This is a genomic window from Streptomyces sp. NPDC096012 (assembly GCF_040426375.1).
In the GTDB taxonomy this organism is placed as follows: Bacteria; Actinomycetota; Actinomycetes; order Streptomycetales; family Streptomycetaceae; genus Streptomyces.
On sequence record NZ_JBEOTD010000043.1, the window covers coordinates 54,198 to 71,027 of the forward strand.

Genomic DNA, 16,830 nt, shown 5'->3' on the forward strand with positions numbered 1-16,830 from the left:
CTGCGTGCGCGGCCCTGCCCGGACGGCCTGCGCATCGAGGCGCGGACCGCCGCGGCACCCGCCGTGCACGTCCACGTGATCACGGCCGGTCCGGGCGTCTTCAGCACCGTCCTCGGCCGACCGGCCCACCGAGAGGACGGCCCCGCCGTCCCTGCCGAGGGGCCGGCGCCCGGGCCGTGAGGCCGGTGGGTCGGGCGCCGGTCCCTGGGGGTCGTCAGGCCGGTGCGTTGACCAGGACCGCCATGTTGCCCGCCGGGTGGCGGTTGTCGTGGATGAGCTGGTGCGCCAGGCCGATCTCCTCGAAACCGAACGTCCGCGACAGGCACGGGTCGACGACGCCCTGGTCGATCAGCCGGGTCACCTCCCGTGCCTCCCGGGCGCTCGCCACGTGCGAGCCCTGCAGGCGCTTCTGCCGCATCCACAGGAACCGCAGGTCCACGTCCCCGTTGTAGCCGGTGGTGCCGCCGCAGATGACGACCATGCCCCCGTCGTCGCACAGGTACATGGAGGTCGGGATGGTGTCGGCACCCGAGTGCTCCAGCACGATGCGCGGGCTGCGGCGTTCGCCGAGCACCTCCCAGAAGCGCCGCCCGAAGGCCCGGGCCCCGGTCAGCCAGCGGCCCATCGCCGCCTCGTCCGAGGTGTCCGGCATCCGGCCCCAGTGGTCGAACTCGCGCCGGTCGATCCACCCCTGTGCGCCGAGCTTCACGCAGAACTCGCCGCGCTCCTCGCTGGAGACGACCGCGACCGGGATGCCGCCGACGTGCCGGACGAGCTGGATGGCGATGCTGCCGAGACCGCCGGCGCCGCCCCAGATCAGCACGGGGTCGCCGGGCCGGACCGTGTGCGGCTGCCAGCCGAACAGCTGGCGGTAGGCGGTGGCCGCCGTCGCCATGTAGCAGGCGGACTCCGCCCAGGACAGCCGGGCGGGCTTGGGGTGGCACATGTAGTCGTCGACGACCGCGAACTGCGCGAAGGAGCCGTAGTTCTCCTCGTACCCCCACACGCGCTGGGTGCCGGAGACGGCCGGGTCGCCGCCGAGCCGGATGTCCTCGGCCGACTCGTCCCAGCGGCTGGCGAGCACGACGACCTCGTCGCCGAGCCGCACCCCGCGCACGTCCTCGCCGACGGCCCACACGATGCCGGACAGATCGGAGCCGCCGATGTGGAAGTCCTCCGCGGCGCCGGCCTTCTGCCGGGCGGCGATCACGTCGAGCGGATGGCCGAGCGCCGCCCAGACGTTGTTGTAGTTGACCCCGGCCGCCATCACCTTGACGAGCACCTGCCCGCGCCGCACCGGGGGGACGTCGACGACCTCCGTGCGGAACGCGTCGACGGGTCGGCCGTAGCGTTCACGGCGGATGAGGGAGGCGTACATCTGCCGGGGCGCGGTGCCGAGTTCCGGCGCATCACCGAGGTCGTAGAGGTCCTGGGGCGCGGTCGCGGTCACGTGGGATCTCCTGCACGGTCGAGGCCCCCTGGGGCCGGAAGGTCGGGTGTGCGGCCGGTGCTCCGGTCGCCGGCCCGGCGCAGCGCCTCGGCGACCGTGGCGCCGATCAGGGCCATGGGTTCGGGTTCGGTCATCTCGTAGTGCCCGCACGGCACGCTGTGGGTGTGGAGGGTTCCGTCGACGTAGGGCCGCCAGCCGTCGGCCTTGCCGGGCAGCACGGCGAGATCGCCGGGGAAGTCCGCGGCTTCTTCCCGGGCCGCGCCGAAGAACAGCACGTCCCCGTGGAAGACTCCGGGCGCGAACTGGGGCGCGATGCGCAGGTTGTTGCGCATGACCGCGGCGATGGCCGCCGCCTCGGCACGGGTCACCGGCGAACTCGCCGGGTCCGCCGTGACGTCGGCCTCGATACGGTCGAGGACGTCCGGCACGGCCGGCACGTCGGCCGCGCCCGGTTCCACCGGCAGCCCGGCCACCCGCATCAGCAGGGCGGCGACCTGCCGTTCGGCCCCCGCGGCGTCGTACGCGCTGCCGTGGGGCTGGGGAGCGTCCAGCATCGCCAGCAGTTCCACCCGTTCACCCCGCTCCTGCAGGGCGCAGGCCATCGCGTGGGCCACGAAACCGCCGTACGACCAGCCCAGGAGCCGGTAGGGCCCGTGCGGCTGGGCCTCCCGGACGAGTTCGACGTAGGAGGCGACCATGGCGGCGGCGTCCGGTGCGGGCGGGCGGGAGCCGTCGAGCCCGGCCGCCTGGATGCCGTAGACCGGCTGATCGCCGCCCAGGTGGGGCAGCAGACCGGTGTACCGCCAGGACACGCCCGCGCCGGGGTGGACGCAGAACAGCGGTGCGGCGCCGCCCTCGGCGCGCAGCGGCAGCAGGGGGGCGAGGGCGTTCGCGCCGCCGCTCTCCGGCTGCCCGCCGGTGCCGTCGGTCGCGGCGAGCACACCGGCGACGGTGGGCGCCGCCAGCAGTGTCGCGGCGGGCAGGTCCAGCACACCGGCCCGCCGCAGCCGGCCCGCCAGCAGGACGGCGCGCATCGAGTCGCCGCCCAGGTCGAAGAAGTTGTCGTGCACGCCGATGCCGCCGATGCCGAGGGTCTCCTCCCACAGCCGGGTGACGGCCTGTTCGCGGTCGGTGCGCGGGGGCACGTGCTCGGTCGTGAGCCGGGGCCGCGGTCCGAGGGCCGGGCCCGTGTCCGGCGCGGCCGCGGTGTCGGTGGCGCCGGTGCGGGCGCCGGGGGCGTCGATCCAGTGGCGGTGCCGTTCGAACGCGTAGGGGGGCAGCGGTGCCCGCCGGGCGGTGTCCGGGACGGCCGGCAGCGCGCTGTCCACGCCCGCGCTCCACAGCCGGCCCAGTGCCTCGGTGAGGACGAACCCGTCGGAGGCGTCGGCCTTGGCGTGCCGCATGGTGGTCACCGTCACCGGTGTCTCGGGCGCCAGCTGGGCCGCCGCCAGCTTGGTGAGCGTGTCCGCCGGCCCGATCTCCACCAGGACCGGGCGTCCGCGCTCCCACAGGGCGGTGACGCCGTCGGCGAACCGTACGGTGTCGCGGGTGTGGGCGATCCAGTGCCGGACCGAGGTGGCCTGGGCGTCGGTGATCCAGGTACCGGTGACGTTGGTGACGAACGGGATCCGGGGCGGGCGCAGGGTGACGCCGCGCAGGTGCTTCTCGTACGTCTCCAGTACCGGGTCCAGCACATGCGAGTGGGCGGCGGCGGGTATCCGCAGCCGGCGGAACGGCAGGTCGCGGCGGGCCAGTTCGGCCTCCAGGCGGGTCACGGCGGCGTCGTACCCGGCGACGGTGCAGGCGGCGGGGCCGTTCACCGCGGCCAGGGACAGCTCGCCGTCGAGGAGCGGCAGCACCTCCTCGACCGGGGCCGCCACCCCGACGGTCGCCCCGCCCGCGGAGCTGATCAGCCGGATCCGTTCGGTGACCAGGGGCAGCATGTCGTCGAGGTCGATGACCCCGGCCAGGCAGGCCGCGGTGTACTCGCCGAGCGAGTGGCCGATGAGCGCGTCCGGGCGTACGCCGGCCGCCATGAGGGTGCGGGCGAGGGCGTATTCGGTGACGACGAGGGCGAGGAACGTGCTCGTGCTGTCGGGCTGCCGCCGCTCGAACAGGGCGGTGCGCACGTCGGCGCCGAGGGCCGGGCGCAGGATGCGCGCGCAGTCGTCGACGACGTCGCGGTAGACGTCGTGCTCGCGGTAGAGCTCCGCTCCCATGCCCGGGTACTGGGTGCCGCCGCCGGGCAGGAGGAACGCCACCCGGGCGGGCTCGTCGGACGGCGGCGGGGTGCCGGGTGCGGCGTCGCGCAGTGCCGACAGGGCCTCGTCCCGGGAGGCGGCCGTCACCGTCAGGCGGTGGCGCAGCGCGGGCCGGTCGGTGCGCAGGGAGTGTGCCACGTCGTCGAGGCGCAGTTCCGGGCGGCGCTGGAGGTGGCGGGCGAGTTGTTCGGCCTGGCCGCGCAGGGCGCCGGCCGTGCGCGCGGACAGCGGCAGCACCAGGCGCCGGCCGTCCTCGGGCGCGCGGGGCGGGGCGGGTGCGGTGGGCGGCGCCTCCTCCAGGATGACGTGGGCGTTGGTGCCGCCGATGCCGAAGGCGCTGACCGCGGCCCGCCGGGGGTGTCCGGCCGCGGGCCAGTCCGCCAGGGCGGTGGGGACCCGGAAGGGGCCGGCGCCGAAGTCGATGAGGGGGTTGGGGTGTTCGAAGTGGAGGCTGGGTGGGATCTGCCGGTGTTCGAGGGCGAGGACCGCCTTGACGAGTCCGGCGATGCCGGCGGCCGCCCCGAGGTGGCCGATGTTGGTCTTCACCGAGCCGAGGGCGCAGTAGCCCTGTCGCCGTGTGGACTGCCGGAAGGCCTCGGTGAGCGCGGCCACCTCGATGGGGTCGCCGAGCCGGGTGGCGGTGCCGTGCGCCTCGACCAGGCCGATGGTGTCGGCGTCGACCATGGCCTGGGCCTGCGCGGCGAGGATGACCTCGGTCTGTCCGGCGGCGCTGGGCGCGCTGAAGCCGACCTTGCGGCGCCCGTCGTTGTTGACGGCGCTGCCCCGGACGACGGCGCGGATGCGGTCGCCGTCCGCCAGGGCGTCCTCCAGCCGCTTGAGTACGACGGCGCCGACGCCGTCGCCGGAGGAGGTGCCGGCGGCGTCCGCGGCGAACGCGCGGCAGTGGCCGTCGGGTGAGAAGGGGCCGTCGGGCACGTAGCGGTAGCCGAGCAGGGCGGAGGGGTTGAGGGAGGCGGCGGCGGCCAGCGCGGTGTCGCAGCGGTGGTCGAGCAGGTCCTGGCAGGCGGTGTGGAGGGCGACGAGCGCCGTGGAACAGGCCGTCTGCAGCGACAGGCTCGGGCCGGTCAGCCCCAGCTCGTAGGAGATGCGGGTGGCGAGCGTGCCGAGGGAGTTGGCGGTGGCCGCGTGCACCAGCTCCACCGATCCGGGCTGCCCGGCGTATCCGGGATGGACGTGGGCGGGGTAGTAGCGGCTGTCTCCGCTGCCCGCGTACACGCCGAAGGTGCCGTTGTCGGCGCCGGTGCGGAGGCGGCCGGCGTCCTCCAGCGCGTGGTAGGCGGTCTGGAGCAGCAGCCGTTGCTGCGGGTCGACGACGGCGGCCTCGGCGGGGGTGTAGCCGAAGAAGCCGGAGTCGAAGCGGTCGATGCCCTCCACGACCGACGCCATGCGGATCAGCGACGGGTCGTCGAGGTCGCGCCGGTCGCCGCCGGCGGCGAGGAACTCCTCGTCGGTGACGGGCCGCACCGACTCGTGTCCGGCCGCCAGGTTGTCCCAGAAGGCGTCCAGGTCGTCGGCGCCGGGGAAGCGGCCGGCCATGCCGATCACGGCGACGGCGGGCGCCTGCTCGTCCTGCGGTCCGGTCGTCTCATGCATGGCCTCGGTCCTTCCCTTGCCGTGCGGAGCGGCGGGCCCGGGCCGCGCGCTGCCGCTGTGCCTGTTCCTTGGCGCGCTCCAGCGCGCCCGGGCTCCCGGTGGTCCCGGTGCTCCCGGCCTCCGCCCGCGCATCGCCCGCCCGGGGGTCGGCCGCCCGCGGGTCCGCCGCCTGGGGATCGTTCGCCTGCGGATCGCCCGCCGGCGGGTGCGCCGCCTGCGGACCGGTCAGGGCCGCCAGATGGCGGGCCAGGTCGCGCACCGTCGGGTGGGCGAAGAGGTCGACGACCGACAGGTCGCAGCCGAGGTCCCGGTTGACGGCGTTCTGGGCGGCGACCAGGAGCAGCGAATTGCCGCCCAGGTCGAAGAAGTTCTCGTCCCGGCCCACCCGGTCGCGCCCGAGGACGGCGCACCACAGCCCGGCGAGCCGGCCCTCCAGGGCGAGGATCCGCTCCCCCGCGTCGGTGGCCGCCGCCGGCTGCGCGGCGCTTCCGGCGGCGCGCAGCACCCAGTGGTCACCGCCCGCGGCGTCGGCGGCCGCCCGGTACAGCGCGCCGAGGTCCGCGCCCTCCTCCAGGGTGACGCGCCCGGCCAGCCGCCTCACCTGCCGGGCCGGTTCGAGCACATGGCTGCGGACCCAGGGTGCGGTGCGGTCGGCACCGATCAGGAGGTGGGGTTCGCCGAGGGCGCGGGCGAGGTCGAAGGAGCGCAGCGCGGCGGTGCCGTCCAGCACCCGGTAGCCGCGGGCCTCGGTGAGCGCGGTGAGCCGGTAGCCGCTGCTCATGCCTCGCTCGTGCCACATGCTCCAGGCCAGGCTCTGCGCGGGCAGGCCGAGGGCGCGGCGGTGCAGGGCGAGCGCGTCGAGGTAGGCGTTGGCCGCGGCGTAGGCGGTGTTCATGGCGCCGCCGAAGTAGCCGTTCACCGAGGAGAAGGTGACGAAGGAGGTGACCGGGCGGTCCGCGGTGACGCGGTGCAGGGTCCACGCGCCGCGCGCCTTGGCGTCCAGGGCCTCGCGCCATGTGGCGCGGTCCAGTTCGCCGACGGGCCGTTCGACCAGGGCGCCGGCGAGGTGCAGCACCGACACCAGCGGGACGCCCCATGCCTCGGTGGCCGCGTCGACGGCTTCCCGTACCTGCCGTTCGTCGGTGACGTCGGCGCACGCGTAGCGCACCTCGCCCAGTCGCCGCAGCCGCCGTGCCGCCGCCACACGGGCGGCCACGGGGGTCCCGTCGGCCGGGTACCGCTCCCAGGTGTCCGCCGCGGGCAGCGGCGTGCGTCCGAGGACCAGCAGCCGGGTGCCGGGCGTCCGCAGGAGGTGCGCGGCGAGTTCGGTGCCGACGCCGCCCAGGCCTCCGCTGATCAGGTGGAAGCCGTCGGCCGCGGGCGGTTCCTGGCGGGCCGCCGGTTCCGGTGGCGGGGCCAGCCGCCGGACATGACGCCGTCCGCCGCGTCGGGCCACCTCCGTGTCGACGGGTGTGTTCGCCGCTTCGGCCGACAGCAGGGCCACGACGGCCTCGTCGTCCTCGTCGCCGTGCGGATCGAGGTCGAGGTGGACGCAGCGCAGCCGGCCGGACTCCTCGGGCAGCGACTTCAGTACGGCGCCGGCCATGGCCTGTGCCGGGTCGGGACGGTCCTGTGCGGTGACGGCCTGGGCGCCCGTCGTGACGTACAGCAGGTCCACCGGGTGCGGTCCGCCGGGCCGGGAGACGAGGGCCCGGGCGAGCGCCAGCAGGGAGAGGGCACCGGCCTCGTCGGGTGCGGCGTCGTGGGGTACGGCGTTCTCGGGTCCGGCTTCTTCGGGTACGGCCTCGTCGGGTGCGGCGTTCTCGGGTACGGCCTCTCCTGCGTGCCCCGTGTGCAGCGCGCCGAGGTGCACGACGGCGTCGACGGGACGCCGGTCGGTCTCCAGCGCCCGCAGCAGCGCCGCGTGGTCGGTGTCCTCGGTGGGCCGGATCCGGTAGCGGGCGGCGTCCAGCCGCTCGTACGACGGGCCGTCGGTGACCAGGGTGCACAGGCCGCCGCCGGCACGCAGCGACCGGGCCAGGCGCTCGGCGAGGTCGTGGGACCGCGGGTCGCCGCCCGCCAGGACGAGGGTGTGCCGCCCCGGTGCCCGGCGCCGCGGGTGGTGCTGCTCGGCGGGCTGCCATACCGGCCGCAGGAACCAGTCCGGGAGGGTGGCGGCGGTGCCCAGCAGCAGCTGTGCCTCGCGGACCTCGTCGTCGAAGGCGCCCGCCTCGAAGCTCTTGCGCAGCCTGGTCCGCTGGATCTTGCCGATCTCGGTCTTCGGGACGGCGTCGGGGCCGACCGGGACGAGGAAGGCCGGGCTGACGCCGATCTCCCGGGTCACCTTGCCCGCGATCTCGCGCAGCGCGGCGGCCCGGTCGGCTCCGGGGGTGAGGTGGAAGAACAGGGCGAGTTCGTCGGTGGGCGAGGACGGGTCGGAGCGGACCGCGCAGGCGGCGGTGAAGCTGCGTACGACACAGGGCAGTTGCTCGACGCAGGCCTCGATCTCGTGGCTGTAGTGGTTGACGCCGTTGACGATGATGACGTCCTTGGCGCGGCCGGTGATGTACAGCTCGCCGTCGCGCAGGAACGCCAGGTCGCCGGTGTCGAACCAGCCGTCGCCGGTGAACGCCTCCGCGTTCGCGGCCGGGTTGTCGTGGTAGCCGCGGGTCACGGAGGTGCCGCGGACCTGGAGCCGGCCGACGTCGCCCTCGGCCAGCAGCGCGGCGTGCTCGTCGACGATCCGCATGGCGAAGCCGGGGTAGGGCAGGCCGCAGCTGACGAACGTCTCGTCGGTGCCGGGCGCCTCGGCGGGCAGGACGGAGTCAGTGACCACCGAGCACGTCTCCGACATGCCCCAGCCGGGGTGCATCACGTCCTGCGGCAGCCCGAAGGGGCGCAGTGCGTGCAGGAAGCCGCGGGCGGCGGTGGCCACGACGACCTCGCCGGCGTTCATCACCAGCCGCATCGGGGTCAGGTCCCACTGCCGGTCCCGGAAGCGGGGGGCCTGTTCGGCCAGCAGCCCGAAGGCGAAGTTGGGTGCCCAGGTGACCGTGACCCGGTGCCGGTGGGCGAGGTCCATCCAGCGCAGCGGCTCCTGAAGGATCCAGGAGGTGGGCGCGTGGATCTGCCGGCAGCCGAGGTAGACGTCCCGCAGGTGGAACATCACCACGCCGGTGACGTGGTCGAGGGGGATCCAGTTGAGGGTGACGTCCCGCTCGCCGAGCCCGTTCATGGCCTCGGTGGCGGCGGACCTGGTGAGCACGCCCCGATGGGTCAGGCGTACGGCCTTGGGCAGTCCGGTGCTGCCGGAGGTCATCAGCATCAGGATGAGGTCGTCCGGCCGGGCGGCGTACCAGTCGCGGTCCTCGGGGGCGTCCCTGAGCGCGTCGGCCGTGGTCAGCCGCATCGCGGGCCAGTTCTGCCGCTCCGCCACGTCCCGCAGACCGGCCTCGAGTGCCGGCGAGCACACGATCCAGGGCCGGCCGAGCATCCGCCAGATGCCCTCCAGCTTGGTGAGCGCCGCCGAGGACGTGGCGTAGGAGGCGGGGACGGTGAGCGGTACGGCGACGAAGCCGCCGAGGATGCAGCCCCACAGCACGGCGAGGAAGTCCTCGCTCGCGTCGCACTGGAGGATCACCTGGTCGCCGGGGCGCAGCCCGGCCCGCCGCAGTCCCGCCAGGACCCGGGAGGCCTCGGGGACGAGGGAGGCGTAGTCGCGGTGTGTCTCGGTGCCGTCGGCGTGCACGTGCACGATGTCGCCGCGGGCCCGTTCGGCGGCGCGGACCAGGGCCTCGGCCCAGCCGGGCACGGACGGCTCGGTCAGTTCCGGTCCCTCGCTCAGTGCCGGTTTCGCGCCGGCCGCCGTGCGCGGCCCGGCGGCCGGTGCCGGCTGCGGGGCGCGGCGCGGCGGGCCCGCGTGCCGGCGGCCGAGTTCCTCCGGGGCGTGCTCCACGGCGACTTCGGCCGTGCCGACGCCGGGGAGGCGGGAGAGGCGCTGTCGCCAGGACTCGGCGGCGGCCCGGTCGACGGCGGGCAGGGCGTCGAGGGCGGCGGTGTCGAGCGTGCCGTCGGCGGTGCGGGGCAGTGTGCCGACCGCGGTGACGCGGACCGCCCCGGCACCGGTGCGGTCCATGATCCGTTCGACGCCTTCGGTGGCCTCGGCACGACCCGGTACCACGAACAGCCGCACGGGGCCCCCGTCGTTCGCGGGCAGGGCGACGGCGTCGCGGATGCCGGGCACGGAGAGCGCCGCGTCCACCAGGCCGGTCGCGTCGGCCGCGGGGGCCGCGAGGGGGGTGCGGGGGCCCGGAGCCGGCAGCTCGCCGAGCCGTACGTCCGGGTTCGCGGCCACGGCGTCCAGCGCGCTGCGCAGCGTGCGGGCGAACTCCTCGGCCGTGGCCGCGTCGTAGAGGTCGGTGGCGTACTCGACGTGCAGTTCGAGACCGCCGGGGGTGCCGTCCGGGGTGTGCCGTTCGAGGACGTCGACGAAGAGGTCGAACTTGGCGGTGCCGGTGGCGGTGGGCCGCAGCGGCACCTCCCGACCCTCCAGCCGGAGCACCGCGGGCTCGTTGTTCTGCAGGGCGAGCATGACCTGGAACAGCGGGTGGCGGCCGGGCAGGCGGGGCGGGTTCAGCTCGTCCACCAGCCGGTCGAAGGGCAGCTCCTGGTGGTCCAGGGCGGCCAGGTCCGCCGGGCGCAGCCGGGCCAGCAGGTCCCGGAAGGCGGGGTCGCCGGAGGTGTCGGCGCGCAGGACGAGGGTGTTGGTGATCAGGCCGATCAGGTCGTCCAGGCCGGGTTCCGAACGGCCGGCGACGGGCACGCCGACGACGACGTCCTCTCCGGCGCCGCACCGGGTGAGCAGGGCGCTGAGCACGGCGTGCAGCACGATGAACAGGCTGGCGCCCGCGGAGTCCGCCAGGCGCAGCAGCTCCCGGTGCAGGGCGGCGTCCACGTGCCGCGTGACGTGGGCGCCGTCGCGCGCCGCCGTGGGGCGGGGCCGGTCGGCGGGCAGGGTGCACTCCTCGGGCAGACCGGCGAGGGCCTCGCGCCAGTACGCGACGAGCCGTTCCGCATGCCCCGTGCCCTCCGGTTCGGGGGCGAGCAGGGCGCGCTGCCAGAGCGCGTGGTCGGCGTACTGCACGGGCAGCGCGTCCCAGGCCGGGGCCGTGCCCGCGCGGCGCGCCGCGTAGGCCGCGGTCAGGTCGTCGGCGAGGGGACGCAGCGACCAGCCGTCGGCCGCGCTGTGATGCAGCACGAGCAGCAGCGTCCGCTCCTCGCCGGTCCCGAACAGCCAGGCCCGCAGGGGGCTTTCACCCGTCAGGTCGAACCGGTGCCGGGACGCCGTGGCGACGTGCGCACCGATCTCCTCGGCCGGGCAGTCCACCCGGTGCAGCTCCGGGCGCAGCCGCCCCGGCGGCAGGATCCGCTGGTAGGGCATCCCGTCGTACTCGGCGAACAGGGTGCGCAGGCTCTCGTGCCGGTCGGCGAGGTCGCCCAGTGCCGCCCGCAGTGCCTCGGCGTCCGCTTCGGGGCCGAGCGGTACGGCCAGCGGGATGTTGTAGGTCGCCGTCGAGTCGTCGAGCCGGTTCAGGAACCACATGCGTTCCTGGGCGAACGACAGCGGGACGCGTTCCGGCCGGTCGCCCGCGCCGAGGACGGGGCGCCCGGGAGCGGCACCCGAGGTGTGGCCGAGGCGTGCCGCGAGGGCGGCGGGGGTCGGCTCCTCGAACAGGGCGGTGATGGGCACCTCGGCGCCGGTGCGGTGCCGCAGCCGGGCGAGCAGACGGGTGGCGAGCAGCGAGTCGCCGCCCAGGTCGAAGAAGTTGGCGTCGGTGCCGACCGTGTCCCGGGGCAGCCGCAGCACGTCCTCGAACAGGCCGCACAGCAGTGCTTGTTGCGCGGTCCCGGGACGCGCGCCGGCCGCCGCGGCGGTGAAGTCGGGTGCGGGCAGGGCCTCGACGTCGAGCTTGCCGTTGGCGGTCAGCGGGAGCGCGTCGACGGGCACGCAGGCCGCGGGGACCATGTGGTCGGGCAGCCGGGCGGCGGCGTGGGCGCGCAGCTCCGCCGGGCTGGGCGCCGGGGTGCCGGCGGCCACGGTGTAGGCGACGAGCTGCCGGGCGCCGTTGCCGGCCCGGCGTACGACGACGGCGGCCCGGGAGATCCGCGGGTGGCCGGCAAGGACGGCCTCGATCTCGCCGGGTTCCACACGGAAGCCGCGCAGTTGCACCTGCTGGTCGGCGCGGCCGAGGTATTCGAGGGTGCCGTCGGCGCGGCGCCGGGCGAGGTCGCCGGAGCGGTACATGCGGCTGCCGGGCGGGCCGAAGGGGTCGTCGAGGAACCGCTCGGCGGTCAGGTCGGGCCGGTGCAGGTATCCGGTGGCCAGGCCCGCGCCGGCGACGTACAACTCGCCGACGGCGCCCGGCGGGACCGGCCGGCCGGCACCGTCCAGCAGATGGACGCGCAGATCGGCGAGCGGGGTGCCGATGACGCTGCCGCGACGCGGGTCCGTCAGGTCGGCGGGGGTGATGCGGTGGTGGGTGACGTGCACGGTGGTCTCGGTGATGCCGTACATGTTGACCAGTGCCGGGCGTTCGAGGCCGTGCCGGTCGGCCCACGGGCGCAGCCGCTCGGGGCGCAGTGCCTCGCCGCCGAAGACGACGTGGCGCAGCGCGCCCGCCCCGCCCGGCCGGCCGGCGTCGGCGTCCATCAGCTGCTCGAAGGCGGACGGGGTCTGGTTGAGGACGGTCACGCCCTCGTCGTGCAGCAGCCTCAGGAAGTCCCGCGGGGAGCGGCTGACGGCGTACGGTACGACGACGAGCCGGCCGCCGTGCAGCAGGGCGCCCCAGATCTCCCACACCGAGAAGTCGAAGGCGTAGGAGTGGAACAGGGTCCAGACGTCGTCGGCGCCGAAGTCGAAGTGCTCGGCCGTGGCGGCGAAGAGCCGGACGACGTTCGCGTGCGCGACGGGCACGCCCTTGGGGCGGCCGGTGGAGCCGGACGTGTGGATGATGTACGCGATGTCCGCCGGGCTCGTCGGGCCCGTGCGGTCGGCGTCGGTCAGGTCGCCGGCCGCCCGTGCGGCGAGGTCCGTCTCGACGGCGGGATCGTCCAGGACGACGGTGGGGACGTCACCGCCGAGGTCGTCGGCGAGGCCGCTCTCGGTCACCAGGAGCACGGGGGCCGCGTCCGCCATGACCAGCCGCAGGCGCTGCGCGGGGTGTCCGGGGTCCATCGGCAGGTAGGCGGCGCCGGTCTTGAGGACCGCCAGCAGGGCGGGCAGCAGCCGGGGGCCGCGGTGCAGCGCCAGCGCCACCACCCGGCCCGGGCCCGCACCGCGCTCGGCCAGGAGCCGGGCCAGCCGGTTGGCCTCGGCGTTCAGTTCGGCGTAGGTGAGCCGGCCGCCTTCGTGGGTCACCGCCACCCGGTCCGGCCGGGCGTGCGCCTGCCGCTCGAACAGCTCGGTGAGCGTCGCGGTGACGGGCAGGTCCCGGCCGGGCCGGCCGCCGGGGTGCTCGCCGGGCAGCAGCAGGTCCAGTTCCCCGAGCGGTGTCGTGGGCGCGGCCGTCGCCAGCCTGTGCAGCAGGGCCACGAACCGGTCACGGTGGAGGGCGAGTTCGCTCTCGTCGTAGAGGGCCGGGTTGGCGTCGAGGGCCAGCCACAGACCGCCGGGCCGGGTTCCGGGCCGCACGGAGATCTGCAGGTCGTCGACGGCGCCGCCGGAGAGGTGGTGCCAGGTCGTCGGGTGGCCGCCGAAGTCCAGGGTCTCGGTGAACGGGACGATGTTGAGCACCGGTCCGTACAGCCGGCGCCCGGTGCCGAGCAGGCCCAGGTCGCGGCGGATGAACTCGCCCCGGTACTGCTGGTGCCGGCGCAGCGCGGCCAGTTCCGCGGCCACGTTCCGCGCGAAGTCGGCGAGGGGGGTACCGGGGTCGGCGGCCACGCGCAGCGGCAGGACGGCGGAGGCGGTGCCCGGGGTGCGCAGCGCCGCGCTGCCGAGCCGGCTCATGGTGGCCATGCCGAGCACGAGGTCGTCGGTGCCGGTCATGCGGTGCAGGTAGCCGGCGACGGCGGCGGTCAGCAGGTCGGTGCGGGTGACGTCGAGCCGGGCCGCGGCGGCGGACAGGGCCTTGACGGCGGCGGCGTCCACTTCCGCGGTGCGGCGCAGGAACGGGGCCTGAGGCGGGGCGGTGCGGCGGGTGAGCCGGGCCGGCTCCGGCAGTCCGGCCAGTCGCCGCGTCCAGTGGTCGCGGTCGCGGGCGCAGCGCTCGGAGGCGAGGTAGGCGGCCTCCTCCGTCCGCAGCCGGCTCTCGGGCGCGAAGCCGGAGGGGCCGGGCTCACGTCCCTCGGCGAGCGCGTTGTAGGTGTCGGCGAGGCGGCGGCCGAGGAGTTTGTAGCTGTAGCCGTCGAGGAGGATGTGATGGGCCCTCAGCAGCCACATGTGCCGGTCGGCGGCGAGGGTGAGGAGGGTGTGCGAGAACAGCGGGCCCTTGTCCGTGTCCACCGGGGTCGCCAGTTCGCCCCGGACGCACTCCCAGGCGGCGTCCTCCGGGTCGGGGGCGTCGCTGACGTCGACCCGGTGCAGCGGCCAGTCGTCCGCCTCCGGTGCCCGGTGGCAGCGGGGGCCGTCGTCGGTGTCGGAGAAGCGCAGCGCGAACGTGCCGGCCTCGCCGACGGTGCGGCGCAGCGCGGTCTCGAACAGAGCGGTGTCGAGGGCGCCGTGGATCTCCACCGCCTCCGCCGTGTTGTACGCGGTGCTGTCGGGTGCCAGCCGCTGCGCGTACCACAGGCCCTCCTGGGCTCCGGACAGCGGTCGACGTTCGTCCTCGCGGAGTGACTCCTCGTGGAGTGACATAGCACAACCCTCACGTGGCAAGCCGTAATGTCCCGGCCGGGAAGAGCCCGGACGGTCGGACAGGGGTGGTGCGACCTCGCCCACGGGGCGGGAGAAGGACGGCCGCACGCCGAGGGCGGGGCCGGGTCCGCGGCCCCACCGCCGGTTACGAGGTCCTCACGCTGCGGCAGCAGGGCGGATCCGGTCAAGCCGGTCCGGCCCCGGGAAGGCGAATTCAGGTTTTTCCCTGAAGTACGCGGGGGCGGGGATAGAACGGCCTCCGGCAAGCTCTAGGGAAATTCCGCGACTTTCGCGCCTCGCGCCTCCCCGGGTGGATTCGCGCGGCCCCAACCATGCACTCTCGAAGGGACGTTGAGTCGATCCCGCGAATGGTGACGGACCGTCAGCGATCCGGGTCTCAGGAATGGGCGGACGGAAATGAGGGCCGAGGACATGCACCGTGCTTTGTGTCCGGTGGAGACGCTGTACGTCGGGCAGAGAAGCAGGGCGGTGCTCTCCACCACCTTGCGCGGTCACATCGACGTCGAGGCGCTGTCTGCGGCGTTCGACGCGGTCACGCGGGCGCATCCGTCGCTGCGGACCCGCATCGTCCCCGAGGGCGGGGGCTTCGCACTGAGCCTGCTGGGCGAGGGCGAGCGGCCGCGGCTGACCACCCGGACCGGCCTCGTGCCGGACGCGTACGCGGCGGAGCTGAACACCCCGCTGTCGCTGGGCGGCCCGCTGAGCCGTGCGGTTCTGGTGAGTGCGCCGGAGGGCGACGCCCACCTGTTCGTCCTCTCGGTGGACCACACCGTCACGGACGGGCACAGCAGCATCGCGCTGCACAACGAGATCTGGGACCGTTACCGGGCCCTGGTCGAGGGCGAGGAGGAGCCGGGCGCGGCCGCCGGGGCTCCGGGCGCCGCACCCGACTGGCCCGAGCCCGTCAGCCGGTTGCTGCCCGCCGCCGATCCGGCCGGGACCGCCGCGTATCTCGACCGGCGCGTGGAGGAGTCACGGCGGCACCCGGTGGAACTGGTCCCCTACGACGTGCCGCCGGCGGCCGCAGACGACGCCACCGGCACTGGCTCCGCCGGCGTCACCGGTCCGGGCGGCACCGGCACTGGCTCCGCCGCCGTCACCGGTCCGGGCGGCACCGGCACGGCCGGGGGCGGGCGCATCGAGGTGTGCCGGCTGACCCTCGACGAGGAGCGCACCACCCGTCTGCGGCAGACCGCGCGGCGGGCCGGCGTGTCCGTGCACGCCCTGGTCTGTGCGGCCCTTCTCGCGGCGGCACGCCGTCGCCTGCCGGGCGACGGGCCGCGCACGCTCGGCTGCCTCTCCCCCGTCGACCTGCGGTCCCGGCTGACGCCGCCGCTGCCCGCCGCGGTCATGGTGCCCGCCGTCACCACGCATCTGCAGACCCTGGACGTCTCCACGGAGACGGACCTGACGACGCTGGCCCGTTCCGTCCACGCCCGGCTGAGCGACTTCGTCGCCGGCGCGGGCCCGTACCACGAGATGCGGATCACGCCCGAGATCCCCGGCCGTCCGACGTTGCAGCTGGCCACGGTGATCGCCACGAACATGGGCGTCGTGCGCGGCCCCCGGCTGCCGCAGGGGCTGCGGGCCACCGACGTCCGGCTGGTGCCCGCCCGTGAGCAGTATTTCCCGCAGGCGGGCCGCAGTCCCGTCATGGCGTGCGTCGTCTCCTTCGAGGGGCGGCTCGCCATCGAGTTCCCGCACTTCACCGCCTGCTTCAGCCCCTCGTTCAGCAAGGCGTTCCGTGACGACGTCCGTGCCGGGCTCGCCGCCTTCCTCGACGCCCCCGAGCCCGTCTCCGCACGGGCGAACTGAGGGTGGGTCGACCGGCCCGCCGCTTCCGACCGGCCACCGTAAGGAGCCTCCTTCCGACATGAGCACCGTCAGCGACATCCCCACGCCCCTGGCGCTGCTGCCCCGAGCCCAGGCGGGCGACGAGCAGGCCATGAACCAGCTGCTGACCGGGATCACCCCGTACGTCGCCCGGCTGTGCCGGTCCGTCACCCACGACGACGCCGCCGACGCCACTCAGGAGGCGCTCCTGGCCGTCTACCGCGGTCTGCGCACCCTGCGTGAGCCGACCGCGTTCTACGGCTGGGTGCGGTCGGTGACGGTGCGCGAGGCCGTTCGCACCGCGAAGCGCACCGGCGCGGAGGGAACGTATCCGCGGGTCGAGTCGGGCCAGCAGGCGAACCCGCTGGACGCCGTGCACATCAGCGACGTGCTGGAGCGGCTGTCCACGTCCCACCGGCAGGTCCTCACCCTGCGCGCGTACGGCCTCAACGAGGAGGAGATGGCCGAGGTGCTCTCCCTGCCGGTGGGTACGGTGCGCTCCCGCCTGCACCGGGCCCGGCTCCGGTTCCGGGAGGCCTGGCAGCCCTCGGCGGCCTAGGGCGGGTCACCGGGGGCGCCTGTGGGCGAGTCACCCGCGCAGCCCACGGACGACACGCCGGCGCCAGCGCAAGGGCCGTCCGCGGCGGCCGGCACCTACGGGCGGCACACCAGCGGTGCCCGCGGGCGAGCCGTACCGGTGCCCGCGGTCGAGCCGTCCGCCGCGTGCAGGGGCGCGACACCGGCGGTGCCTCCGGGCGGCCGGGACGGGGGGGGGGGGGGGGGGGAGCGGGGGGCCG

General features: G+C 75.3%; 5 protein-coding genes. 2 read left to right on the top strand and 3 right to left on the bottom strand.

Going from position 1 to position 16,830, the window contains the following annotated elements; translation table 11 throughout:
* Positions 1–214: 214 nt before the first annotated feature.
* The 3 genes from ccrA to ABVB68_RS31015 are packed head-to-tail and all read right to left on the bottom strand — an operon-like array spanning position 215 to position 14,179.
* Positions 215–1,450, bottom strand: coding sequence for a crotonyl-CoA carboxylase/reductase (gene ccrA / locus ABVB68_RS31005; RefSeq protein ID WP_503006386.1), 1,236 nt, complete (start codon positions 1,448–1,450; stop codon positions 215–217).
* Positions 1,447–5,325 carry a type I polyketide synthase gene (locus ABVB68_RS31010; RefSeq protein WP_353604493.1) on the bottom strand — a complete coding sequence of 1,293 codons (3,879 nt, stop codon included), beginning with the start codon at positions 5,323–5,325 and terminating at the stop codon, positions 1,447–1,449. The genes ccrA and ABVB68_RS31010 overlap by 4 nt, the downstream gene beginning before the upstream one ends.
* A complete protein-coding gene (locus ABVB68_RS31015) occupies positions 5,318–14,179 on the bottom strand; it encodes a non-ribosomal peptide synthetase (RefSeq protein ID WP_353604494.1) in 8,862 nt (2,953 codons plus the stop codon). The genes ABVB68_RS31010 and ABVB68_RS31015 overlap by 8 nt, the downstream gene beginning before the upstream one ends.
* 432 nt (positions 14,180–14,611) lie before the next feature.
* Here ABVB68_RS31015 and ABVB68_RS31020 point away from each other — a divergent pair, with 432 nt between their 5' ends.
* Positions 14,612–16,015 (top strand): phthiocerol/phthiodiolone dimycocerosyl transferase family protein, encoded by a 1,404-nt coding sequence (locus ABVB68_RS31020; RefSeq protein ID WP_353604495.1) that lies wholly within the window; start codon positions 14,612–14,614, stop codon positions 16,013–16,015.
* A gap of 58 nt (positions 16,016–16,073) precedes the next feature.
* Positions 16,074–16,592: an RNA polymerase sigma factor gene (locus tag ABVB68_RS31025; RefSeq protein WP_353604496.1), complete on the top strand. Its 519-nt coding sequence runs from the start codon at positions 16,074–16,076 to the stop codon at positions 16,590–16,592.
* The last annotated feature ends 238 nt before the right edge of the window (positions 16,593–16,830 follow it).

Excerpts from the sequence above, each read along its gene's own strand:
- ABVB68_RS31010 (WP_353604493.1), bottom strand. The coding sequence starts at position 5,325 with ATGCATGAGACGACCGGACCGCAGGACGAGCAGGCGCCCGCCGTCGCC.
- ABVB68_RS31015 (WP_353604494.1), bottom strand. The coding sequence starts at position 14,179 with ATGTCACTCCACGAGGAGTCACTCCGCGAGGACGAACGTCGACCGCTG.
- ABVB68_RS31020 (WP_353604495.1), top strand. The coding sequence starts at position 14,612 with ATGCACCGTGCTTTGTGTCCGGTGGAGACGCTGTACGTCGGGCAGAGA.
- ABVB68_RS31025 (WP_353604496.1), top strand. The coding sequence starts at position 16,074 with ATGAGCACCGTCAGCGACATCCCCACGCCCCTGGCGCTGCTGCCCCGA.